This is a genomic window from Providencia rettgeri, from assembly GCF_013702265.1.
GTDB lineage: Bacteria > Pseudomonadota > Gammaproteobacteria > Enterobacterales > Enterobacteriaceae > Providencia > Providencia zhijiangensis.
The window spans coordinates 3,014,638-3,038,038 of sequence record NZ_CP059348.1; the positions used below are offsets into that span (position 1 = coordinate 3,014,638).

General features: G+C 42.4%; 21 protein-coding genes. 8 read left to right on the forward strand and 13 right to left on the reverse strand.

Features of this window, described 5'->3' with window-relative positions; translation table 11 throughout:
• The first annotated feature begins 40 nt into the window (after window positions 1–40).
• From H0913_RS13895 to H0913_RS13905, 3 genes are all read left to right on the forward strand, one after another.
• Window positions 41–1,690: an alpha-keto acid decarboxylase family protein gene (locus H0913_RS13895; RefSeq protein ID WP_420720250.1), complete on the forward strand. Its 1,650-nt coding sequence runs from the start codon at window positions 41–43 to the stop codon at window positions 1,688–1,690.
• Window positions 1,691–1,934: 244 nt separating this feature from the next.
• Complete coding sequence (locus H0913_RS13900) at window positions 1,935–2,204, forward strand: DUF1471 domain-containing protein (protein ID WP_108478370.1); 270 nt, start codon at window positions 1,935–1,937, stop codon at window positions 2,202–2,204.
• Window positions 2,205–2,406: 202 nt separating this feature from the next.
• Window positions 2,407–2,952 (forward strand): DedA family protein, encoded by a 546-nt coding sequence (locus tag H0913_RS13905; protein ID WP_181477449.1) that lies wholly within the window; start codon window positions 2,407–2,409, stop codon window positions 2,950–2,952.
• 51 nt (window positions 2,953–3,003) lie between these two features.
• On the opposite strand, the gene H0913_RS13910 is transcribed toward H0913_RS13905, so the two are convergent.
• The 5 genes from H0913_RS13910 to gltS all read right to left on the reverse strand — a co-directional run bounded on the left by H0913_RS13910 (window position 3,004) and on the right by gltS (window position 8,836).
• The gene (locus tag H0913_RS13910) at window positions 3,004–4,659 is read right to left on the reverse strand and encodes an alpha-keto acid decarboxylase family protein (protein ID WP_154602375.1); all 1,656 of its coding nucleotides are present in this window, start codon (window positions 4,657–4,659) and stop codon (window positions 3,004–3,006) included.
• A 251-nt stretch (window positions 4,660–4,910) separates the two neighbouring features.
• The gene (locus tag H0913_RS13915; protein WP_154602376.1) at window positions 4,911–5,264 is read right to left on the reverse strand and encodes a RidA family protein; all 354 of its coding nucleotides are present in this window, start codon (window positions 5,262–5,264) and stop codon (window positions 4,911–4,913) included.
• Window positions 5,265–5,267: 3 nt separating this feature from the next.
• Window positions 5,268–6,509, reverse strand: coding sequence for a D-amino acid dehydrogenase (locus H0913_RS13920; protein WP_154638851.1), 1,242 nt, complete (start codon window positions 6,507–6,509; stop codon window positions 5,268–5,270).
• Window positions 6,510–6,565: 56 nt separating this feature from the next.
• Complete coding sequence (locus H0913_RS13925; RefSeq protein ID WP_154602378.1) at window positions 6,566–7,474, reverse strand: LysR family transcriptional regulator; 909 nt, start codon at window positions 7,472–7,474, stop codon at window positions 6,566–6,568.
• A 156-nt stretch (window positions 7,475–7,630) separates the two neighbouring features.
• Window positions 7,631–8,836, reverse strand: coding sequence for a sodium/glutamate symporter (gene gltS / locus H0913_RS13930; protein ID WP_154602379.1), 1,206 nt, complete (start codon window positions 8,834–8,836; stop codon window positions 7,631–7,633).
• Window positions 8,837–9,543: 707 nt separating this feature from the next.
• Here gltS and mdlC point away from each other — a divergent pair.
• Window positions 9,544–11,175 (forward strand): benzoylformate decarboxylase, encoded by a 1,632-nt coding sequence (gene mdlC / locus H0913_RS13935; protein ID WP_181477450.1) that lies wholly within the window; start codon window positions 9,544–9,546, stop codon window positions 11,173–11,175.
• A gap of 92 nt (window positions 11,176–11,267) precedes the next feature.
• Here the strand turns inward: mdlC and H0913_RS13940 are convergent, their stop codons facing one another.
• Both H0913_RS13940 and H0913_RS13945 read right to left on the reverse strand, forming a co-directional pair.
• Complete coding sequence (locus H0913_RS13940) at window positions 11,268–12,611, reverse strand: NCS2 family permease (protein ID WP_154602381.1); 1,344 nt, start codon at window positions 12,609–12,611, stop codon at window positions 11,268–11,270.
• On the reverse strand, window positions 12,611–14,437 hold the full coding sequence (locus H0913_RS13945) for an adenine deaminase (RefSeq protein ID WP_181477451.1): 1,827 nt from the start codon (window positions 14,435–14,437) through the stop codon (window positions 12,611–12,613). The genes H0913_RS13940 and H0913_RS13945 overlap by 1 nt, the downstream gene beginning before the upstream one ends.
• Before the next feature lie 144 nt (window positions 14,438–14,581).
• Between H0913_RS13945 and H0913_RS13950 the strand changes: the two genes are divergently transcribed.
• The 3 genes from H0913_RS13950 to H0913_RS13960 all read left to right on the forward strand — a co-directional run bounded on the left by H0913_RS13950 (window position 14,582) and on the right by H0913_RS13960 (window position 17,463).
• Window positions 14,582–15,517, forward strand: coding sequence for a LysR family transcriptional regulator (locus H0913_RS13950; RefSeq protein ID WP_154602383.1), 936 nt, complete (start codon window positions 14,582–14,584; stop codon window positions 15,515–15,517).
• Window positions 15,518–15,696: 179 nt separating this feature from the next.
• On the forward strand, window positions 15,697–16,584 hold the full coding sequence (locus tag H0913_RS13955; protein ID WP_181477452.1) for a hypothetical protein: 888 nt from the start codon (window positions 15,697–15,699) through the stop codon (window positions 16,582–16,584).
• 144 nt (window positions 16,585–16,728) lie between these two features.
• On the forward strand, window positions 16,729–17,463 hold the full coding sequence (locus tag H0913_RS13960; RefSeq protein ID WP_154602385.1) for a vWA domain-containing protein: 735 nt from the start codon (window positions 16,729–16,731) through the stop codon (window positions 17,461–17,463).
• A 73-nt stretch (window positions 17,464–17,536) separates the two neighbouring features.
• Here H0913_RS13960 and efeB read toward each other — a convergent pair whose 3' ends face one another.
• The 5 genes from efeB to H0913_RS13985 form a co-directional block, all read right to left on the reverse strand.
• Window positions 17,537–18,826, reverse strand: coding sequence for an iron uptake transporter deferrochelatase/peroxidase subunit (gene efeB, locus H0913_RS13965; protein WP_154602386.1), 1,290 nt, complete (start codon window positions 18,824–18,826; stop codon window positions 17,537–17,539).
• An 11-nt stretch (window positions 18,827–18,837) separates the two neighbouring features.
• Window positions 18,838–19,725 carry an EfeM/EfeO family lipoprotein gene (locus H0913_RS13970; protein WP_181477453.1) on the reverse strand — a complete coding sequence of 296 codons (888 nt, stop codon included), beginning with the start codon at window positions 19,723–19,725 and terminating at the stop codon, window positions 18,838–18,840.
• The gene (locus tag H0913_RS13975; RefSeq protein ID WP_181477454.1) at window positions 19,718–20,575 is read right to left on the reverse strand and encodes an FTR1 family iron permease; all 858 of its coding nucleotides are present in this window, start codon (window positions 20,573–20,575) and stop codon (window positions 19,718–19,720) included. Before H0913_RS13975 ends, H0913_RS13970 begins: the two co-directional genes overlap by 8 nt.
• Before the next feature lie 8 nt (window positions 20,576–20,583).
• On the reverse strand, window positions 20,584–20,922 hold the full coding sequence (locus H0913_RS13980; protein ID WP_036955670.1) for a cupredoxin domain-containing protein: 339 nt from the start codon (window positions 20,920–20,922) through the stop codon (window positions 20,584–20,586).
• 101 nt (window positions 20,923–21,023) lie between these two features.
• Entirely contained in the window at window positions 21,024–21,581 is a 558-nt protein-coding gene (locus H0913_RS13985; RefSeq protein WP_181477455.1) for an iron transporter, read from the reverse strand.
• A gap of 266 nt (window positions 21,582–21,847) precedes the next feature.
• On the opposite strand from H0913_RS13985, the gene H0913_RS13990 reads away from it, so the two are divergent.
• Window positions 21,848–22,777 carry a haloacid dehalogenase-like hydrolase gene (locus H0913_RS13990; protein WP_154638840.1) on the forward strand — a complete coding sequence of 310 codons (930 nt, stop codon included), beginning with the start codon at window positions 21,848–21,850 and terminating at the stop codon, window positions 22,775–22,777.
• 130 nt (window positions 22,778–22,907) lie between these two features.
• Here the strand turns inward: H0913_RS13990 and H0913_RS13995 are convergent, their stop codons facing one another.
• Window positions 22,908–23,291, reverse strand: coding sequence for a hypothetical protein (locus H0913_RS13995; RefSeq protein ID WP_181477456.1), 384 nt, complete (start codon window positions 23,289–23,291; stop codon window positions 22,908–22,910).
• Between the last annotated feature and the right edge of the window lie 110 nt (window positions 23,292–23,401).

The window sequence follows — 23,401 nt, forward strand, 5'->3', positions numbered from 1 at the left end:
CAAAGCTGAATAATCAGCATAAATTATTATTAGGAATTACATTATGAAAACGGTTATCGAATATGTTCTGGAACGCTTGCAAGCACTGGGTATCAACGAAATTTTTGGGGTCGCAGGGGATTACGCTTTTCCTATTGAAGATGCCGTTTGTGAAAGTGGCTCATTGCGTTGGATTGGTAATTGTAATGAGTTAAATGCCGCTTATGCCGCGGATGGTTACGCAAGAATCAAAGGTGTTGCCGCACTTTCGACAACATTTGGAGTGGGGGAACTCAGTGCGTTGAATGGTCTTGCGGGGTCTTATGCTGAGCATTTACCTGTCTTCCATCTGGTGGGCATGCCAGCGAGTGGTGTCCAGAAAAACCATCGTCTTGTTCACCACACTTTAGGCAATGGTGATTTTGATGTGTTTTATCAAATGAGTCAGCATTTGAGCTGCGCTCATGCGATATTGACTCCAGAAAATTGCATTGATGAAACCGAGCGATTAATTGCATCAGCCCTAAAAGAACGTCGCCCCGTCTATATGGGTTTCCCATCTGATTACGCGGTGATGCCCATCATTGCCAATGGGAAACATAAAAAAATTGAGTCACAGAAAAGTGATACACAGTCACTCAATGCCGCAGTGAATGCCATTTTAGATAAACTTAATGCCAGCCAACAAGCCTGTATTATTCCGGGGATTTTGACGGCGCGTTTAGGCTATTCGGATGATGTGCAGGCAATTATTGATAAGACAGGCCTGCCGTATGCCACGATGTTTATGGACAAAAGTATTGTGAGTGAATCCAACTCGACGTATATGGGAATTTATAATGGCAAATTAATGAATGCCCAAGTGGGCGAATTTGTTGAAAGCTGCGACTGTATTTTAGGCATTGGCGCGGTATTAACGGATTTTAACTCAGGCAGTTTTACGGCATCTATCTCCCCTGAGCAACGTATTAATATTTTAGCGGATCAGGTGAAAGTGGGTTCTGCGGTTTACCCAAATGTGATGATGAAAGAGGTATTGGATAAACTGCAAATATTAGCGCCTTCGTTAAAGCATCAAGGTATTGCGGCTCAAGGATTGGGTGAGCCTCGACAAGGTGATAACGGTCAAATTACCGCACAATATCTGTATCCGCGCTTAGAGAAAATGTTCAAGGACGACGATATTGTGATTGCGGAAACAGGGACAGCATCAATGGGCTTGGGTTTTGCTTTACTGCCTAAAGATACTCAGTTTCATAACCAAACATTATGGGGATCAATTGGTTGGGCAACGCCAGCAGCATTTGGCGCAGCAATAGCTGCACCCAATAAGCGCGTGATTTTAGTGACCGGTGAAGGTTCACATCAATTAACGGCGCAAGAAATTAGTCAATTTTCACGCTTTGGGCTAAAGCCGATTATTTTTGTGCTTAATAACGATGGTTATTTAATTGAACGATTATTATGTAAAGAGCCAGAAGCTTATTATAACGATCTACCTCCGTGGAATTATGCACAATTGCCAGCGGCATTAGGGTGCACTGATTGGTATTGCCAAAAAGTCACCACTTGCGATGAATTAGACGCTGCTATTAAACACGCTGAAGTGACGGATTCAGCTGCCTATATTGAGATAGTTATGGATAGATACGCCGCTTCCGATCTGGCCAAAAAATTAGGTAAGTCTGTGGCATCGTTATATTCGTTTTAACATCAGGCTGAGCCATATTTTTAGTACTGATTTAAAACGTTAGAAATAGCATAAATAAAAGCAATTTATGCTAAGTTTCGCACGATATTAAATTTGATATTCATCGCTACATTCTTTATTTTAATAGGTAAATATAATCTTATATTATCAGGTAAATAATATTCTTTTAACGATGCTCATAATTTTATTCTCTAAAAAAGAATGCATTTCAATGGGAGCGTTATTTTAATAAGAGGTGATTTTGATGAATAAATTAAAAATAGCATTGGTTTCTTTGATGTTTTTAAGTCCATTTGCGATGAGTGCAACTGAGATTAATTATGTTCAGTCCATGGAAATGAAATTAGTTGGCAACATTAATATCGTAATGAATGCAGCGACAACAACGGATTATGTGAATGCAGTTTCACAAAAAGCGGATGAAGCGGGCGCAAAATACTTTATTATTACCTCAGTGAACTCTGAAGGTGAAGGTAACGATATTTCAATCAATGCTAGCTTATACAATAAATAGTCTATATTTATATTTTATGCGTCGTGATCCCCTGCACTTAAGTTGTCGTTAAGTGCAGTTTTTTTGTACGCCATTCATTTTATCCGCAAGGCTCCCACCTTATTGAATTACCAAGAATACAAACAAAAATTTAATTTTATCTGTGTTAAGATTTTGTCTAAAGATATCCATTATCAGGTGTTCAGGAAGGGATCTCAGTCTTATGTCTGAAGTATTAACTCAGTGGTTAATGGAATATGGCTATTGGGCTGTATTTCTTGGCGCGATGCTTGAAGGGGAAACGGCAGCTTTTCTATCGGGAGTGGCCGCACATAATCAATTACTCTCTTATCCTTTGACGATGTTATTTGCTGCGCTTGGTGGTGTCGTCAGTGACAATGTGCTTTTTTTTGTCGGGCGTTATGCGGGAGCTCGGGTATTGCCTAAACTTCAAAAACATCAGGGTAAGATTGTACGAGTTCAGCAGTTAATACAACGCCATGAAAATTGGATTATTATTGGGATCCGCTTTGCATATGGAATGAGAACGGTTGGACCGATTATTATTGGTGCTAGTAAGGTAAATCCACTCAGATTTTTTGTATTAAATATCCTTGGTGGCGCAATTTGGGGATGTTTGATTGTTTCTATCGGCTACTTTGTCAGCTCCCTTGTTTTTGCACTCCCATTTCACCCGCATCTCTCTTGGCTAGCTATCATTGTTTTGGTGATTGTTGGTGTTTGGTGGATCCGCCGGCGGCGACGCTGAGGATCATCGTTGATGATTGTGAGCCACCGTGGCCTAGGGGGCTAAGCGTCATTATTTAAGATGTTTTGGTGTTTCTGCCCTGATTATTTTTCCCATTGCTTGCAGCAAATCTGAGGTTTCATATCTGTCGGTGACGATTTCAATATAGGCGGCAGTATCTATTCTTTCGAGTGTATTGAGAACTCGATCGAGTTCATCGCAAGTGGTGATTTTCTGACAATACCAATTTTTGCATCCAAGGGTTGCGGGAAGCTGAGCATAGTTCCAAGGGTGGATATCGTTGTAATAGGCCTCGGGTTCATGGCAGAAAAGGCGTTCAATTAAATAGCCATCATTATTGAGAACAAAAATAAGTGGTTTCAGCCCCCAGCGAGCAAATAAGCTAATTTCTTGCGCGGTTAATTGATGGGAGCCTTCACCGGTAGCCAGGATCACGCGGCGATGAGGTGCGGCAAGTGCTGCACCTAGTGCCGCAGGGGTTGCCCAGCCAATCGAACCCCATAGGGATTGAGTTTGAAAAGACACTTCTTTAGGAAGAAGTGCAAAGCCTAATCCCATGGAAAATGTTCCAGTGTCTGCTATAACGATGTCATTTTGCTTAATAAATTGTTCAAATCGCGGGTATAAATAATCACTGGTTATTTTTCCGTTAGCATTACTGATTGGTTCACCTAGGCCGTGAACTTTTATTGAGCTGCTCGGAATAAATGTCAGAATATCTCTTAGTTCAGCAAGTAGTTCATAAATATAAACATCGGAATATCGAATTGCATCGATAACGACATAATTATCCATTATGTGGATCATATTATTTGTATCAAGATCTGCAGTGAAACACCCTGTGTTTACATCACTCATCATCGCGCCAATATTGAGAATACAATCGCAGCCTTCAATAAACTCAGCAATGGCTGGGTTCATTAAATGTCCACTGTACATACCTATATATTGTGAGTGGGTTTCATTTAAAACACCTTTATCCATAAACATTGTGGCATAAGGTAAGTGAGTGATTTTAATCAGTGCTTCTGCTTCTTTGACTAAGTCAAATCGTGATATGAGCGAACCCAGTAAGGCGCATGGGGATTCACTGTGGCTGAGTTTATTGACTATCAAACTGAGGACTTTTTTTAAGGTATCAGGACGACTACTTGGTAATGTGAACGGCTTGATACTCTGTACTACGATGCGTTTCACAGCATGATCAGCAGGGATGCCAATATAAACTGGGCGCCTTTGAGCAAATGCCTGAGCGATTAAACGGGTCATTTCACTGACACAGTTTTCTGGTGTCAAAACCGTGTGAGCACACGAAAAGGATTGAGCAACTTTATAAAATACCTCGAAATCACCATCACCTAAAGTATGGTGCATAATAGGTTGATTTTTTTGGATATGGCTGGCAGGCATTCCGACTAAATGAAAAATAGGTAATCTTTCTGCATACGCCCCTGCAATGCCATTTAATGCACTGAGTTCTCCCACTGCGAAGGTTGTTGCGAGTGCCGCAAACCCTTTTACGCGAGCGTAACCATCTGCGGCATAGGCCGCATTTAATTCATTGCAGTTTCCTACCCAACGTAAATTTGGGGAGGCGCAGACGGCATCATTAATAGGAAAGGCATAATCACCTGCAACACCAAAAATATCATTAATACCGAGTGCTTGTAATCTGGATAAAACATGTTCGATAACGGTTTGGACCATGTGATTTCTCCATATTAGAATCATTCAACAAAATAAAAAATAAATTTATTTTTAATTTTTAGGTGATTATTTTATTTTTGTATATTGATAATAGTAGCTGGAATATCAAATGTGGGAGTGTTTTTTTTATCAGAAATGATAATAAAAAGAATATTGACGTAGTGAAATGTACGAAAAGGATAGAAAAAAAGATAAAAAAGGCATTCAAGAGAATAAATTTAATCTTTTGAATGCCCTAGGTGAAGTGAATATTAGCGTTGTGCTGCGGTCACCATCACTTCAACGAGTACTTGCTCACGTGCCATATTCGCTTCAACAGCGGCGCGAGCAGGGCTAAATTCAGCTGGCATCCAATTTTCCCAAACGGTATTAAAGTCAGCAAAATCACGCTTCATGTCTTTTATCCACACTTGAGCTGATAAAATGCGGGTTTTATCGCTATTGCTAGCAGCTAATAATGCGTCAATTTTGTTTAATACATCTTGGGTTTGAGCGGTAATGTCTCCGGTTAAATCTGTAGGTACTTGTCCAGATAAGTAAACTAATCCAGCATATTCAACGCTGTCTGCTAAGCGTGGTTTTGGGTTATTACGTTTAATGGACATTAATTACCTCGTTAATCCTTCTAATGAAATAGGGGTGCGTTGCTGGGTAATGAGCTGAGTTAATATCTCTGCGCTACCCGCTGCTAATGTAAAACCTAAACTGCCGTGACCCACATTGAGCCATAAGTTGCTGTGTGTAGTTTTGCCTAACATTGGTGGTCCCTTTGGTGTTGACGGACGTAAACCGCACCATGTTTCAGCTTCATCAATTTTAGGTAAATCCGGGAATGTTTTTCTAATAATGTTTTTTAATGCAGAAATTCTGTTTTCTCGTAATCCAAATTTGTCATAACCAATATCGACCATAGCCGCGATGCGTAATTGGTCATTAAGTTTGGCGTAGACAATTTTATTGCCATAGTCGGTTACGCTAAGTTTAGGAACGATATGTGCCATTTGTGGGTATTCCACACTGAGGCTGTAGCCTTTTAAACCGAGAATTGGCACATCAATGCCAAGGGGTTTTAATAACTCACGGCTACCATTGCCTGCGCAAATCACCACATCATCCGCTTGAATTGTGCCTTGATTTGTTTCTACACCCGTAATGGTATTGCCAAGTTTAATAAAGGATTTGACCGAGTGCTCTAGGCATAATGTAAATTGTGGCTGTGTTGATAAATAAGCCAGAATATTTTTGCAGAATAAATAACAATCAGCGGTTTCATCATCGGGCGCGTAAATCGCGCCCACTAGTTGTGATTGGATATTCTTTAATGCAGGCTCTAATTCAACGATTTCATCCGCATTCAGGACTTTTTGAAATTCCTTATCCACGGTTTCACTGGCTTTTTTAAAGCTAGATTGCTCGCGATGGATAATTAGCTTTCCTGATTTTTCCCAAGCGAAATCAGCAATATCACCATTCGTCCGCCAAGTATTCATGACATTTTGACTGAGTAGTGATAATCGTAATAAATGAGCGCCATTAATTTTATTGGTTGTGCGGTTACAGGCTAAGGTGAATTGGGTCATCCAAGAAAGCTGCTGTAATGTAAAATCGATTCTCAAATTTAATGGGGAATCATTTTTACCCATCCAGCGTAAGCCTTGTAATGGAACGCCCGCATCTGCAAGTGGCGAAACATAGCGATAACTTAATTGTCCACCATTGGCAAAGCTGGTTTCCATGCCAACGTCAGAATCAGATTCAATTAATGTGACGGTTTGACCCGCTTTAATTAAAGCATATGCAGTACTTAATCCAATCACTCCAGCACCGATCACTACCACATGTTTAGTCATAATATTCCGCAACCAATAATAACGTAGGAGTTATCATTTAACGGCGAATAGTCAGACTAAACAATTGAGTTTTCATCACCGGAGTATAACTTTTGGTTAACTACTGCGTTGCGTTTTTTTAGTATTAATGACAAGGTGTTTACATAATTTTGTGCGGCTTTCGTGAGCGGTCTATCTGCGCGATGGAAAACGGATACGGCTAAATGCAAGTTCTCTTTAAGAGGGTAGATCATCGATTCTGGCAAGGTATGTTCTGCAGAAAAAATGTCGGTAATACTGCAACCTAGGCCAGCACGAACGAACTCCGCCGCCATGTGGTAAGTGTGTACGCTGATATTGGATTCTTGGAACTCATGTCTTTGCTGTAGCAGTTGAGAGAGGGAGTCGGAGCCTGGGTGGATCCAGCGGTCTTGGTCAATATCCACCAGTGAAACGGGAGATTTTACGGGAGTCTGGCTATCCACATAGACGAGTGGAATATCAGCAACAGGCAATACGGTGATCCCACCTTCAATCGCTAAATTAAATGCAATACCGATATCAAGATCTTGCTGGGTTAATAATTGCAAAATATCCGTGGTGTGATGGGTTCCAATAGTGAGTTTTATATTCGGGTGTTTTTTAATAAATAGCGCGGTGACTTCAGGCACTAGGTTAAGACCAAGGCTAGGTAAACAGCCAATTGCTAATTTCCCTTGTGGGTTTCTGGATAAATTCTGTGCCAAAATTCTGAGTCTATCTAAATTCTGATAAACCTCTTTCGCCTCTTCAAATAATAAATTGGCTTCATCTGTTGGCAGTAATTTCCCTCGGATCCGTTGGAATAAAACAAGCCCCAATTGCTGTTCAGCATGTTTGAGGGCTTTACTCGCCGCTGGCTGGGAAATATGCAGAACTTCTGCTGCGCGAGTGAGTGAACCGCAGGTCATCACAGCATAAAAGATATCAAGGTGCCTTAACTTCATTATTGGTCGTCCATGGTTAGAACTGGGTAATACTTTGCATTTTTTCTTATTCTACAGAAAAAAATTCCATGGATCCGATATCGAGGTCACTTACCAGAAATGAAAAATGCCAGCTCATATACTTTTTGGTTATGAGCCGGCATGTGCTATCAAGGATTATGCGATGGCTGCGCCTAATTCAATATATAACTTGATGATGATACTGTTGGTAATATCCACCAAGAACGCACCGACCATCGGTACCACTAAGAAGGCTTTGTGTGATGGGCTGAATGCACGAGTAATGGTCTGCATGTTAGCGATTGCCGTTGGTGTTGCCCCCATCCCGAACCCACAGTGACCCGCACTGATAACGACAGCATCATAGTCACTGCCCATCATCTTGAAGGTGACAAAGCAGGCGAATAACACCATCACAACGGTTTGTACCGCAATAATGATTAATACTGGACCCGCCATGCTAGCTAATTGGCCAAACTTCAATGACATTAGCGCAATAGCAAGGAATAACGAGAGCGCCACGCTACCTAAAACGTCAACAGTCGGCTCGAAAACTTCATGTTTAAACACGTGAGTTAAGACGTTACGGATGATGATACCGACAAATAAACACCAAACGAAAGTCGGTAAGTGCATTGGCGTATCTTTTACTAACTCACTGATATAGCTACCCGCAACGATACAGATAATCAGCATTGAAATGGTTTCAATGATGTTATTGGCATTGATTTTTCTTTTTACCGTTGGTTGTTCAAATGCTTCAAGGATGGTCTCTTTTTCTTGCTCAGTCGCTTTTGGAATGGTCACTTTTTTCAGTAAGTGGCGCGCAACTGGCCCCCCGACTAGTCCACCTAGAACCAGACCCATAGTCGCACACGCCATCGCCAGCTCAACAGCGCCTGTTACGCCATATTTATCGGCAAGGATAGGGCCCCAAGCACCGGCGTTACCGTGACCACCTGTTAAGGTGATTGAACCTGCAATCAGACCGATAAATGGACTTTCGTTTAGCATGACAGCTAAACCCATGCCCACAGCGTTTTGGATCACAATCAAGATGGTTACAGCAAGTGTTAAAATAACGAGAGGTTTCCCGCCTTTTATTAATCGCGAAAAATCTGAACTTAAACCAATTGATGAGAAGAAGGCGATCATCAATGTGCTTTGTAATGAGGTATCAAACGAGAAAGTATAGCCTGCCGCTTTATCAACAATTAATAAAACGATAGCAACAATAAATCCGCCGACAACAGCATCAGGAATATGGTTTTTCTGTAGAAAAGGGCTGATTTTCACCACAATCATCCCAATAAGCAGCGCTAAGCATGCAAACAATAGCGTATAGCTGGCATCTAGGGTCATTATTTTTACCTCACATTTATTTACCAGAGCATTCACTTTTGCGATTTAACATTAGTGTTAAATGAAGTTACTTTGCTTAACTTTTGTTTAACAATGAGTTTTATTGAGGTTGATATAACTTTTAGTTAAGTAAATCGTTCGAAAAAAGTACTTTTATTGATTGGTTTAAGTCATTACTAGAAGGTTATTTAATCAATGAAATCACTAATGATTAGTTATTGTATTGATTTTGTGATGTATTTTAATTTCTCTCATCTGGCGGGAAAATGACATAATTTTATCGTCTTTTTTCGAGTACTAGCGCTGGTGTTACGTTGTGGTAATTGTTGGAAATGTGATGGGTGGCATAAAAGCCGCTATATTGTTAATGAATGTTAAGAAATTGCAACGTAACTCACGTTTTAGCCAGTTTTGATGCCGATGAATCTGCTTTTTCCGCGACAAATTGAGGCTGAAATTAGTATAAAGACCAATATTCTTAAGTACCTTTCATGCTTTATATGGATTAAATCTTAGAGGGCAGTATTTATTCCCATTGTATTGTTATCATCGAAACAAGATGTTTATTTAACTAATTGTATTTAATGATAATTAAAAAATAGAGTGGATTTTCTTAATGCCCTAGTGCTCGGATGAGTCAATATTCTTCATTGTAGGGATTGGTTATGATGGGCGTTAATTCAGGTATCTTAATTAGGGTATTTTAAATGAAGAAAACCATTCGCCAAGTGACTTTTGATTTACTACGTCAATTGAACATTACCACTATTTTTGGGAATCCCGGTTCGACGGAAGAGACATTCTTAAAAGATTTTCCGAGTGATTTTCGTTATATCCAAACATTGCATGAAGCTTCTGCCGTTGCAGCCGCAGATGGCTATGCCCAAGGCATGCGTAAAGTGGCGATGGTCAACCTGCATACCTCTGCGGGGCTAAGTAATGGGATGAGTAATATTCTGACCGCTTATATGAACCGTACGCCACTGATTATCACGGCGGGTAACCAAACCCGTGAAATGTTGCTGATGGAGCCTTGGCTAACCAATATTGAGCCTGAAACTCTTCCAAAGCCATGGGTTAAGTGGAGCTATCAGCCTGAGCGTGCGGAAGATGTCCCTGCCGCGTTTATGCGAGCATATGCGATGGCACTTCAACCACCAGCAGGCCCCGTTTTCTTATCAATCCCCCTTGATGATTGGGATAAACCAGCCATTGCCCAAGAGGCGGTTGTGCGTGAAGTTTCCCAGCGCATAGGCTATGACCCTGTTCGTTTACAAGCGTTTGCTGATGCGTTTAATGCCGCCAAAAATCCAGTATTAATTTATGGCTCCGCCATTGCGCGGGGGGAAGGCTGGGACGCGGGCATTGCATTAGCCGAAAAATTAAATGTGCCTGTTTGGGCGGCGCCAGCATCGGAACGTCCGCCATTCCCTGAAACTCATCCGTTGTATGCAGGTGGGTTGCCTTTTGCTATGGGGCCGCTGTCAGACAAACTGAAAGGACATGACTTGGCGTTGATTATTGGGGCGCCTGTTTTCCGTTATTATCCTTATGTAGCAGGAAGTTATTTACCAGATGGAATGCGTTTACTGCACATTACCGATGATCCTATCGAGGTAGGAAGAGCACCCGTTGGCGACAGCTTACTCAGTGATGCGGTATTGGCCATTGAAGGACTGACATCGTTAGTGAATGCTAGAACGGCCTCGAAAAATAAGGTTGAGAAACAGTCTCATGGTATGGCTCCACATCCTGCTGCACCAGAGATGAAAGGAAATTCAACGGTATTAAGTGCAGCTCAGTTGTTTAAAGCACTGAGAGACGTTTCCCCGAAAGAGACAATTTTAGTGGAGGAGTCGCCATCAAACCTTGGCGAGTTGCACCGTGAATGGCCAATCGATGCACCGGATTCTTTCTATACCTTTGCCAGTGGATCATTAGGTTGGAACTTACCAGCAAGCGTGGGAATTGCCTTAGCGGAAAAAGACAGTGGCCGACACCGCCCTGTGATGTCGATTATTGGCGATGGCTCGATGCAATACTCGATTCAAGGGCTATGGAGCGCTGCACAACATAATTTACCGATTGTGTTTGTGATCCCACGAAATAGCGAATATGCCATTTTAAAATCTTTCGCGGTGTTAGAAGAGACGCCGGGGGTCCCTGGGCTGGATATTCCAAACTTGGATATTGTGGCATTGGGTAAAGGTTATGGTTGCACGGCGTTAAAAGCCACGACGGTGGATGAGGTCAAAGCGGCTTGCCGTGAGGCATTTAAGCGCCAAGGCCCAACAGTGATCGAAGTGCCTATTCAGCCACAAATTCCACCACTGATTTAATATGCGGATTTAAATAAGAAACAGATAGAAATAAGAAACAGATAGAAAAATAGCCTCAAGTAGAGGCTATTTTAATAAAGAGGGGAGCAGACTTAGTGCTTCACTAACGTTGAGAAGTAATACACTAATGGCACTGCAAGGATCCACAGACTGATTGGAATTTCACGCCACTTGCCTGCCACCGCTTTAATTAAGATATAAAACAGTAACCCACCTGCAATCCCTGTACCAAAGCTGTTCGCGATTAACGTGATCATCACCATCATTAATACTGGCAGACCGTCGGTAAAGTTCGCTAAATCCACCTTACGTAATCCGCTGAACATATTTAAGCCAATTAAAATCAACGCAGGAGCGGTGGCTTGTGCAGGGATCATTAACGCGATTGGGGTGAACAGTAGCATTAGCAGGAACATGAACGCCGCCGCTAATGCGGTCATACCGGTTTTACCACCCGCTTCAGCGGCTGCTGAAGATTCAATTAATGCGGTTGCTGCTGGGATACCCACCATTGGACCTAACGCTGCTGCGATGGAATCCACAATAAACGGGCGATTGATATTCGGCATGTTGCCTTCTTTATCCAGTAATCCGGCTTCGCCACCAACCGCTAGTGTGGTTCCCATGGTGGAGAAAAATTCCGCTGCGAAGAACACAAATAAGAAAGGTAAGAAGGCGATGTTTAAGGCGCCAATTAAATCTACCTGACCTAAGACTGGAGCAATAGAATGCGGCATGCCGATAAAGCTTTCGGGTAACTTTGTGACGCCAAACGGAATGCCCAGTATAGTAGCGAACAAAATGGCCCATAAGATCCCACCAGGAATACGGCGAGCCTGTAATGCGATAGCCACAAAGAAGCCCGCAAGAGCGACTAAGGCTCCCGGAGAGAGAAAATCCCCCAGCATTAATGCGTTGGTTTTTGGGTTGGCTAAGACTAAGCCAGCATTACGAAAACCCAACACTGCCACAAACAGACCGATAGATGCTGTTAAGCCTAATTTGATGGATTGTGGTACGGAGCGAGTGACCACTTCACGCAAACCGAATTTGGTTAACAGGAAAAATAGAATTCCAGACCAGCAGGCGATACCTAAACCGATTTGCCAATCAATCCCTTCACTGCCTGCAAGGGTGATCCCCACTAATACTGAGCCACCAATACCGGGACCCACAATAAAAGGCAGGTTGGCGTAGAACGCCATTAATAGGCTAGCAAGCACAAAGACAATAATGGTCCCTGTGGTAGCAGCGCCTTTATCCATGCCACCCGCAGCTAACAATCCGGGAATGACCACGAGTAAATAGGCGGCTGCAAGGAACCCAGTGGCTCCCGCAAGGCATTCTGTTCTGATTGAACTACCACGCTCACGCAGCGCAAAACGCCTTTCTAACCAACTCCCTGATGTTGGCTGATGAAGAGAATCGTTAGCCATTAATTGGCGCTCCTATCATTATTTTTTATTGGATGAGTATTTTTACTGCAGTTATCGCTTTCAGTACGTTCTAAGACGGCATCAACTATCTGGCGAGTGGTACCGCAAGTCAGTCCTAAATCGGTTAAATGAGGGCCTGCATTACAAGCAAGGCAAGTACCTTCAATGGCTTTGAATACGCGATACGGAGGTTCCCAGTCAGCAATCTGGCTGCTCAATTCTCTGAGTTGGCGAAATTGTTCTGCCAGCTCAGGTGCAGGTAATTCCGATAGCATACCTGCAATTGGCATGGCCACATGAGCAAGGATCTTGCCGTCTTGAACTAATGCCATACCGCCACCGCTTTCAATCAATAGATTGGCTGCCATCGCCATATCGTTGGCATCACGCCCGAGCACGACAAGGTTATGGGAATCATGGGAATAGCTGGTGGCAATGGCGCCTCGTAATTCTCCCCATCCTTTTAGTAAGGCAATTTGTGGTTTGGCATCATGGCGTCCATGGCGATGTTGTACGCGGATCAAACTAAATTCATCTGGCAGTTGCACGATACCGTTTTCGACTTGAACATCGACCTCTCCCCACTGAGTAAAGCGGGCCCCGCTAATATGGCGTAAACGCGCAGTACCATTTTGCAGGTCAGCTAATTGAAGCTGGCAATCTTGGGGGGAGATTGGCGTCAGGTGCATAGTATCGCATGGCGGTAAAATCGTATTTTCAGTGGCAATTGGCGAAATAAGTTGCCCATTTTCTGCCACTTTTTTGCCGTCGACATAAACTTGCTGAGCTTTTAAGGTATCGAGTGAATCAAGAATCACTAAGTTGGCGCGACGACCTGCGGCTATCAAACCTAAGTCATTGCGCTGTAGGCGAATTGCGCCATTGAGTGTCGCAAAGCGCAACACATCGGTTGCTTTCATTCCGTGCTCAATTAATAAATTCAGCAGTGCAATTACACCGCCTTTTTCAATCAATATGTCTGGCGGAACATCGTCTGTGCATACTGTGATTTGTGAGGATAAATGAGGCAGTGTTTGCAATGCGGCCACAATTTCAGGGAGCAAATACGGGTGAGAGCCACGAATTTCCAGTGTTAGCCCAGCACGTAATTTTTCGAGAGCATCTTCCGCTGAAGTAAGCTCATGATCTGAAGTGACGCCAGCAGCGAGATAGGCTTGTAAATCAGCGCCTTTTAACCCGCGGGCATGACCTTCAATGATTTTGCCGGAGTTTAATCCAGCATCGAGGATCTCTTCCATACGTTCGCTGCCATTTAGCACGCCGAACATGTCCATCACTTCTGCCACCCCCCGTACTTCTGGCCAGCTCAGCATGGTGGACATCTCTTGTCCTGCGAAGTCTGCACCTGACATTTCTAAACCGGGAGTTGACGGCACAGAAGAGGGGGCTGCAACCATCACATCAAGTGGCAAATTACGGCTAGCATCAATGGCATAGCGTACGCCATCTAATCCCAAAACGTTGGCAAGTTCATGGGGATCCCAAAATACGGCGGTGGTGCCTTGTGTGAGGACAATTTCAGCATAACGAACAGGAGGAAGGTGGGAGCTTTCTAAGTGAACGTGGGTATCAATAAACCCCGGGGAAATAAATTTTCCCGATAAATTATGGGTTTCATGGCTATCAGTACGACCTCCGGTTGGATGTACGCTGGCGATCAGTCCTTCAACAATACCGATATCCGCAGGTCGAATTTCCCCGGTGACCATATCGATAATATTGGCGTTGGTGAGTAAAAGATCAAAAGGCACTTCGCCTTTTGCGGCTTGTACGGCACGACGTCGAGTTTGATTTGTTAGCTTCATAAAACACCATCTCAAAGATTTATGCCGCTACTTTATGAGCAAGGCAAACGTTTGCCAAGATGATAAAATTTATCGAATCATAAAGAGAGGTTATAATGAAGCGCATCATGATAAGAATGACGATCCAATTTGCGAGGAAATACAATGACTGAGCCATGGCAGCGCCTTCCGGCATTAACATTAAAGCAGTTGCAATATTTTGTGACTCTTGCGCATCTACGTCATTTTACCGAAACCGCAAATCGCTTAGCGGTGAGTCAGCCTGCATTGAGCAGCGCGATACGGCAGATTGAAACTGTGATTGGCGGTAAGTTGATTAACCGTACGGCAGCGTCAGTAACATTGACGGAGCTAGGCGCCGCAATCTTACCTCATGCAGAGCGCATTTTAAGTGTCTCCCACCGAGGCTTCAGTGATATTCAAAAAATTATCGAGGAGGGGGGCGATGGCACATTGCGTATTGGGCTGGTTCCTTCTGTCAGTTCGTTATTATTCCCGATTATTCCTGAACAATTACAGCAACATTTTCCTAAGCTGAATGTGGAATTCTATGACCAAACGAATGACGCATTAGTGAGTAAATTAGTGAATAACGAAATTGATTTTGGGGTAGGTGTATTGGATAGCTCCGTTCCTGCCGAATTAACTTTATATCCTTTGCAAGATGACCCCTTTGTGGCGGTGATCCACCGTGATGAATTTATTTCAGATAATGCATTTCATCTGCCGTGGAAGCTGTTAAATAACCGTGATATTGCCATGTTTTCGAAAGGAAATATTAATCGACTAGTGAGCGCAACAATTGAAAGTAATCGTTTTAATATTAATCCGCGTTATCAAGTCGATTATATTGAAACCTTATATGGATTAGTAAGATCGAAATTAGCGATTGGCATTTTACCTCAGTTATACACGGTGCATTTACGGGATCCGGAACTAAAAGTTTTACAGCTACAACAACCCGCATTAATGCGCTCAATATCTTTAATGCGTAATAACCAAACGCTAACGCCAATGATGGAATCCGTTTTTCAGCTATTATTTAGAGCATTACGTCGTACGCCTACTCATCAATCTTAATTTTACAGCGTACTTCTATATCAGATTTTTTATAGTTCATCATGATTGTTTGATTTTCAATAAGTAAGAAGTATTAAGCACTAATCGTAAAACTATTTTTATTGAGATGAATAAGATTACTACCCTTGACTGTTTATTTTTTGGTCTGTTTTTTGATGTGTAATATGTTGAGGATATACATGAAAGCTATATTGAAAGTCAGCCTGCTCACGACAGTAATGCTATTGATTACTGCCTGTGGTGATCTCGAACTTATGGGAAATAAAGGAAAGTTTTATTATAGCAATCCGACAGAAAACACGATTTCCTTTAAAGTGGACGGTAAAGATTATCAGGTCGAACCTAACCAGTATGGCTCAATATCATTAGTTAGCGGTGAACATACGCTTGAAGATGATGCCGGTCATGTCACCAAATTTATGGTGTTTGAACATAATTCCGGTGGGATCCTAAACCCTAATCAAGGGGGGTATTACACGTTCTCGGAAGTGTATACCGAGCAAGATAAATATAAGGGTTATCAGCCAGCGCCGCGAAATGTCACTATTTATGGGCACGAATTAAGCTTACCCATTAAAAGCAGTAATGCCGTGGTGATTGATGGCAATTTATTCCGTTGTACTTACCCAATTGGCAAAGCGTTGCCGGGGGCAGAAAATAAGCAATACAAGCAAGAAGATATTAAATCAAAATGTTTTGATCAATCAGAGTTAATTGAATATTTTGCTAACGAACACGATCAAAATTTAGTGCCTAATTCACCACAAAATGAAGAGAATAATTCGATTAGTCAGCATTTAAGTTATCAAATTCCTCAAGCGGCTTTCCGTGATCCACAGGTTCAATCGGTGGCGAATGAGATTATCGCGCTAACGGAAACGCTGAAAAATGCGAACAAAGTCGATATTCATCAAGACTTGAATAAGCAATATCATCAATTAACTGTTCAGTTAGTGGAAACGTATACTGAAAGTCCTTCCAGTAATGTGGCTGAGGAATATATAAAATTGAATGGGTTTATTAAAGAAATTAACAAACTCAGAAATTATGGTGTGTGGGTAAGATAAGTCTATTCCATTAAGTTTATCTGAACGTCTTTATAATTAAGAATTTGCTTGTAAATTAAGCAGAGTAATCTTATGTGATATCCCGTTGAAACACGGAAACTAAGAGATAGTTTCGTTAGGATAATATTATAAAGAGGCTCAGTGATGAATTTATTTAAGACTTCATTTTTTACTGCAATATCTGCTGCATTCCTACTCTTTTTTTCCAGCGTCTCTGGCGCTAAATCCATTGTTGAACCCGTTAAAGATACTGAAGTATTAGACTTAGTGTTTATCTTGGATAAAAGCGGTTCTATGTCAGGATTTGAATCTGACACTGTCGGTGGATATAACAGCGTACTGACAGAAAATAGAAATAAATCGGGTAAAACCTTTATTACCACGGTGTTGTTTAATAATAAAACCAGTTTATTACACAATAGAGAACCCATTGATAAAGTTAAAAACCTCACGCTAGATGACTATTCTGTCGGTGGCAATACCGCTTTATTAGATGCCATTGGCGATACCATGGTGAAAATGCGTGAGAATAGAAAAATCACCAAGAACAATAATGTTTTGTTTGTGATTATTACTGATGGTGAAGAGAACAGTAGCACCAAATATAGTCAGGCTAAGATTAAATCTATGATTAAATCTGCAGAAGTTGAAGATAAGTGGGACTTTATTTTCTTAGGTGCCAATATTGATGCAATTACGGCTGCGGATAATATCGGTATTAAGAGTTCTAATGCCACAGGTTATGTTCAAGATGGCACAGGCTACGATAAGGCATATAAAGCGGTCAATAAAGCCGTAGAAGCCAAACAGAATGCTGCACCAATATCAGAGGAATGGAAACAGGAAGTTGAGCAAGATGCGAAGGATCGCAAAAAATAAGAAGATAATAAAATCAGTCTGTAAATGAGCGTGCTAGAAGCCCCGAAATAATATTCGGGGCTTTTTTATGGCGCTATTTAGCGTCTTTCAGCGCGGCAAATAACCCTTTAGCGAGTTGGTCTTTCTCGGATTGAATACCGGGTAAAACGAAATAGTAACCCCCTCCAAACGGTTTAATGTAGCGCTCCAGTGGTTCGCCATTTAACCGTTTTTGAGTATCAATAAAGCCGGTTTTTAAGTTCTTTTGATATGAAACGAAAATCAGCCCCATATCCAGAGCGCCGTTATCGGTTAAGCCAAGAGAGTAGCTGTAACTGCGGCGGCGTAACTTGGCGGTGTGGCGCGTTGGGTTTCTTGGTTCGGCACGGCGCATGTGGGAGTCAAATAACACGCGGTCACCGTGAGGATCTTTGTCGAACGCAGGGTCATCCATTTCGTGCTTCATGCCCATTGGTGCGCCAGTTGCTTTATGGCGCCCAAAGTCATTTTCTTGGTCTTCCAGCGGGGTTCTATCCCAGAATTCAAGATTAAAACGAATTAAGCGAACCGCTTGATAGGTTCCACCAACGCACCATGCTGGCTCTTTGCTGTCTTCAGTGACCCAAATCAGCTCATCCATTAATTTGCTGTCGTCGGCTGGCGCATTACCGGTACCATCTTTAAAACCAAATAAATTAATTGGAGTAGAGCGTTTATCAATATCCCTTGAGGGTAAGAACCCATCGATTTTCCAGAGTGGAAACCAATAAGGTGAAGTGTGGCGGAGAATATCGCGTAGCGCATAAATCACGCTTTCTTGGCTATTGGCACATATTTGCAGCACCACATCGCCGCCACACCATTTATCTTCTAAGCGGTCGTTCGGGAAGCTGGTCATTTCCACCAATTGACTCGGTTTGAGTTTATCTAACCCAAAACGTGAATCGAATAAGCTATCGCCCAAGGAGACCGTGATACTCAAGGCGTCAGGCTGAATAAGCGTACCTAAAATTCCAGACTCTGCGGGCGGCATTTTATCATTCTGATTCGGCGTAGATTTTTGTACTTGGGTCAAAAAGGCAATGCGTTGAGTTAATACAGTGAACAGCGTTTGCAGCTCATCAAGAGTCGTCGACGTGATTCGAAAAGCGATAAACGAGGCATTTTTCTGTTCTGGGGTTAACACGCCCGCTTGGTGTGAACCTAAATAATTGATGCTTTTGTCATAAGTCAGCTCGCAATCCGCAATGGATGCTTTCGCACTGAGGGCTGGGGCGGCGAGGATTGCACCTCCCATGACTAAGGTTTTTAGCGCATGGCGGCGAGATACTTTAGATTGAGAAAATCCCAAAGGTTGTGACTCGCTTTTTAGTTTAGCTTGCATAAATTTATGCCTTAATATTTATAGTAAACATCAACATCCATCTGAGCGCGTAATGTCGCGAGCAGTTCGGCTTGTTGCGTTAACAGGGAATAGAGCGCCATTTTGTCTTGTTGTTTTAGTTGGCTGTAAGGCTTGTATTGACCTTTAGCTAATTGATATGACTGCACTATTTTATTAATTTTCTGATCATTTTCTTTTATTTGATCAAGGGTCTTGGATTCAATAAACGGGCTGATAACCTCGATGATGGCTTGAGAACCCTTGGCATTTGCCGCCATATCCGACAGGTCAGAGAGACTATAAATATTCTCTTGTCCCGACAGTTTTGTTTCGAGGATCATCTCCATAAAATCAGCGGAGGCTTGCACCAATTTCGGAATTTCAATGGTTTCGGTCAGGACACGTTTTTGTAAATCTTTCCCTTTTAATAACAGCTCATCAGACGCTGGCAGTGCCGCTTTGAGATCTTGTTTGGAAAATAAAAGGTATTCAACCAAGTGAAATCCCACGAAGCGGTAATCTTTTTCTTTATCCAAAAAATAATCCGCACGAGGGTTGATGGTTCGGTCGGTATTACCAAATAACACAATGACCGGACGCACGGTTTCATAGTGCTGATGGGCTTGAATATAGGCCGCTTTCGCCTGCGCTAATTGACCTTTTTGCACACTTTGATTGAGTTTTTCTAATTGCACCACCATTTCACTTAACTCCTTGTTGACGAAGGATAAGTATTCTTGAATGGCGGGCTGATATTTTTCAGGGGTGGGAATATCCCCCTTGGCAATGATGATGTTGTCCCCTGTTTGCACAGGGGAGCGTAGGGCTTTGCCATAGGCAGTCGATGCCACGAGTGACGCGACGATTACGCTAATGGCTAAGCGGGTGATTTTACGCATTTTGTAAGTTCCGTTTAGCGGCATGTTTTTTGCTCCAAACAAACAGTGCGAGGATCACAACCCAATAGATAACAAAGGTGATGACACTGAGCCAAATTGGCTGTGAACGGTATGCAAAGAACGATGAGATAAAGTTGCCAACCACACCGGAGTCATCCAGTAATGCGCTGGTATCCCATGCAGGGTAGATTAAAAATTCAGGAATTGGATAGTCAAACTCAATCATTAAGTTTGAAATCTCTTCAACACCACGGAGCAACAAGGAGAGGGCGAGGAACAGTAAAATCACGCCAGTGACTTTAAAGAAAATTTTCCACGAAATAATGCGGTTAGTTAATAAGAAGGCATACAGAGTCATACCCGCAATAACGATACCTGCGGCAACTTCAAAGATAAATTCGTTAGCATTTTCAGCGGTTAACGACATGATAAAACTGGAAAGGAAAACGACAATTTCGCTGCCTTCACGGGCAATCGCGATGGCGATAATCAAGGTCGCGCCCCACCAACTGTGGTGTTCTGCATTACGATTAATACCCGATTCCAGCTCTTTTTTCATCGAGCCGCCGCTTTTGTTCATCCAATAGACCATTTGAACAATCAAGATACAGGCGAGGATCTCCATGACTATCATGAAAATAGATTGTCCTGTGTCATCAAGGACATTGAATACGCCATAAATCAGCAGTGCGAGTAAGATGGACATGGCGATACCCAGTCCAACACCGCCCCAGAGGAATTTCATCCCATTACGAGCATCAGGGTGGCGTTTGATCCACGCATAGATGATGCCGATAACTAATAGCGCTTCAAAACTTTCGCGCCAAACTACGAAGAGAACTTGTCCCATGTTGAGTCCTACTCTTTAGCGATGATCTCGCCTTTTGGATGTGACAGATGGAAATCGTCGAAAAATGTGTAACTACCTGGTTTTAACGGTGCAATGACCACCACGGAACTGGCACCGGGGGCTAATACTTTTTCTTTGCGCAGTTGCAAACTTTCGAACTCTGCGGGTTCAGTGCCGGTATTGGTAATTTTGATACGAATAATGGTTTTTGCTGGCACTTCCAGAACGCGAGGGATTAAATCCCCATTTTTCATTTCTAATTCAACGGTATATTTTTCGGCGCTTAAGGCAGATTGCGGTAGTAATGCGCAAATAAAAACCAGTAAAAAGCTGAGTAATGTTTTCATTGTTGGCTCAAACTTATTAAAAATTGAGAGTTCCTTACTAGCGAAAAAGGGCTCGCGCGGAATATTACCCCCGCGAAAGCCCTCAGCGCATCATTGAAAAATTAGTAACTGCCTTTGCGACCTATGCCGGCATAGTCAAAGTCCCAAGAGACTTCAAACGGTTCGAACCAAGGAGCAACCCCGGTTTCTTTATCAATGTGGCGACCGAAAGCAGCTTGTTGATTGTGTGAAGGTGGGTAAATTTTATAAGTAACGCGATATTTACCATTACCATCCAGTTTAATATTTTCACCGTAGTGAGGACCATCGCTCGCTACCATCGGCATAAAGGTGCCTGATTGAGTCTGTGGCTTATCGCCCAGCTTGGTGACGGCATACTCGACAGTTAAGTAAGGCATCCAATCGCCTTCTGCAAAGCCGTTCGGGTTATCTTCTACGGCGTGGATGTCGGCTTCTAAGTGAACGTCGGCTTTATCCGCTGGCAGGTGAGCCATCTTGTGATGACCTTCTTCGGTGTCCATGGTGATAGGCTGTAAATAAACACCTTGAATTTCCATGCCGTTTTTAATGACTGGGTGACCGAGAGGATACTCTTGAGCAAAGGCGGATAGAGAGAATAAGGCTAAGCCCGAAACGGCTGCCTGATAAGCGAATTTCATTGTGACATCCTTACCTGAATGAAGTTAGAAGCATAATGATAATCATTACTATTAATCAAAAACAAGCAGAATGTTTTAGGCTTATATCCAATCCTTACTATGAATATATTTAAATTTAATATTAATCAAAGTGTTAATGCTTTCTTTTTTAGTGATAAAAAATAAGTATTAGAAAGGTGACTTGCTTCAGACACTGTAGTCGGTTTCACATGCTATAGTCGAAACGTTGATCGGTATTTATTAGGTATAAAATCGAGGTACTGGAGATGCAAAAACGTTATTTGGATTGTTCCGCTTCTGAAATTGCAAAAATGAACAAGAAAAACTTACTAGAAGCGATTAAAGCCAGCGAAGGGCGATTACTGGTGAGTGAAACTATCGGGACTATTCAGCCCGTCTTGATGAACGTCACTAATGCGGAACTGGCAGCAAGCCAAGGCGCAGATATTTTGCTATTGAATGTTTTTGATGTGAATAATCCTGTGATGCAAGGTTTACCAGAAGGCATTGCACCCGATGACATTATCCGTACCTTAAAGCACTTAACAGGACGTGCGATTGGTGTGAATTTGGAACCAGTTCCTGCAGGGTTTAATAATCCCCATCAAGATAAACAGTGGAAAATTTCGGAAGGGCGTTTGGCCACTGTCAAAAATGCCTTGAAATTAAAACAGATGGGGGCAGATATTATTGTCCTGACAGGGAATCCGGGTAATGGTGTCACTAACCAAGAAATCAACCAAAGCCTCAAAGAACTCAAAGCGGTGGTGGGGGAAGATATCGTTCTTATTACGGGAAAAATGCATGCAGCGGGAGTCCTCAATGCGTCTGCTGAGCAGTTAATTACCGAAGAGGATATTCATTCCTTTATTAAGAGTGGTGCGGATATTATTTTATTGCCAGCACCGGGAACCGTTCCGGGAATATCCTCGGAATTTGTGCAGAAAATGGTGAGTTATTGCCATTCTCAGCGAGTGATGACCATGACGGCGATTGGCACGTCCCAAGAAGGGGCTGATCTGCAAACCATCCGCCAGATTGCGTTAATGTGCAAAATGGCAGGAACAGATTTACATCATATTGGTGACTCAGGTTATAACGGCATTGCCTTGCCAGAGAATATTTTGAATTACAGTATTGTGATCCGCGGTGTTAGACATACCTATTCCCGCATTGCCCGCTCAATTAACCGCTAATCTTTGCTGTTTTTCTGAGTGAATCCCTGCGCTAGAAATGGCGCGGGAATTTCGCTCGAAATGTCATTTCTCATTTTTACAATTAGTAAATCAACAGCTTTCTATGATTGCATGACTATCACTGAAATGATTAAAGTTCTTTTACAGGATAGGTTTTTTTTATATTTGAGCCATCACTGTACATTTCGGTGATACTGAGTTGATCATCTTTAACGTTATAAAATACCTTTTCATCTAATGGATCATCTCTCCAACGCCCGATACTATCTGGGTTGTTAGATGCCCACATCACTTGATTACCTATTAGCTTGCACTTAATTGCCCACCGTGTTCCGTCAACAGGTCTGATGTAGTGTACATATGCAACTGCAGATTCAATTTTCTCTAATTGCATGATTTTATGATCACGACCAAACATTGCAGCGGAAGCTGCTTTACATACTTTTCCAACATCAGCTTCAAAGGCATAGAGTGATGAGCTAAAAAGTATGGATAGGAGCAGTAGTTTCTTCATTAGAAATATCTCATTATTAGTGTGTTAAATAATGTTATCGGCATCAATAGGATTAACTGCACAAGTAACCGTTTTGTCATTCCCACCGCCAAAAAATATACAATTCCCGC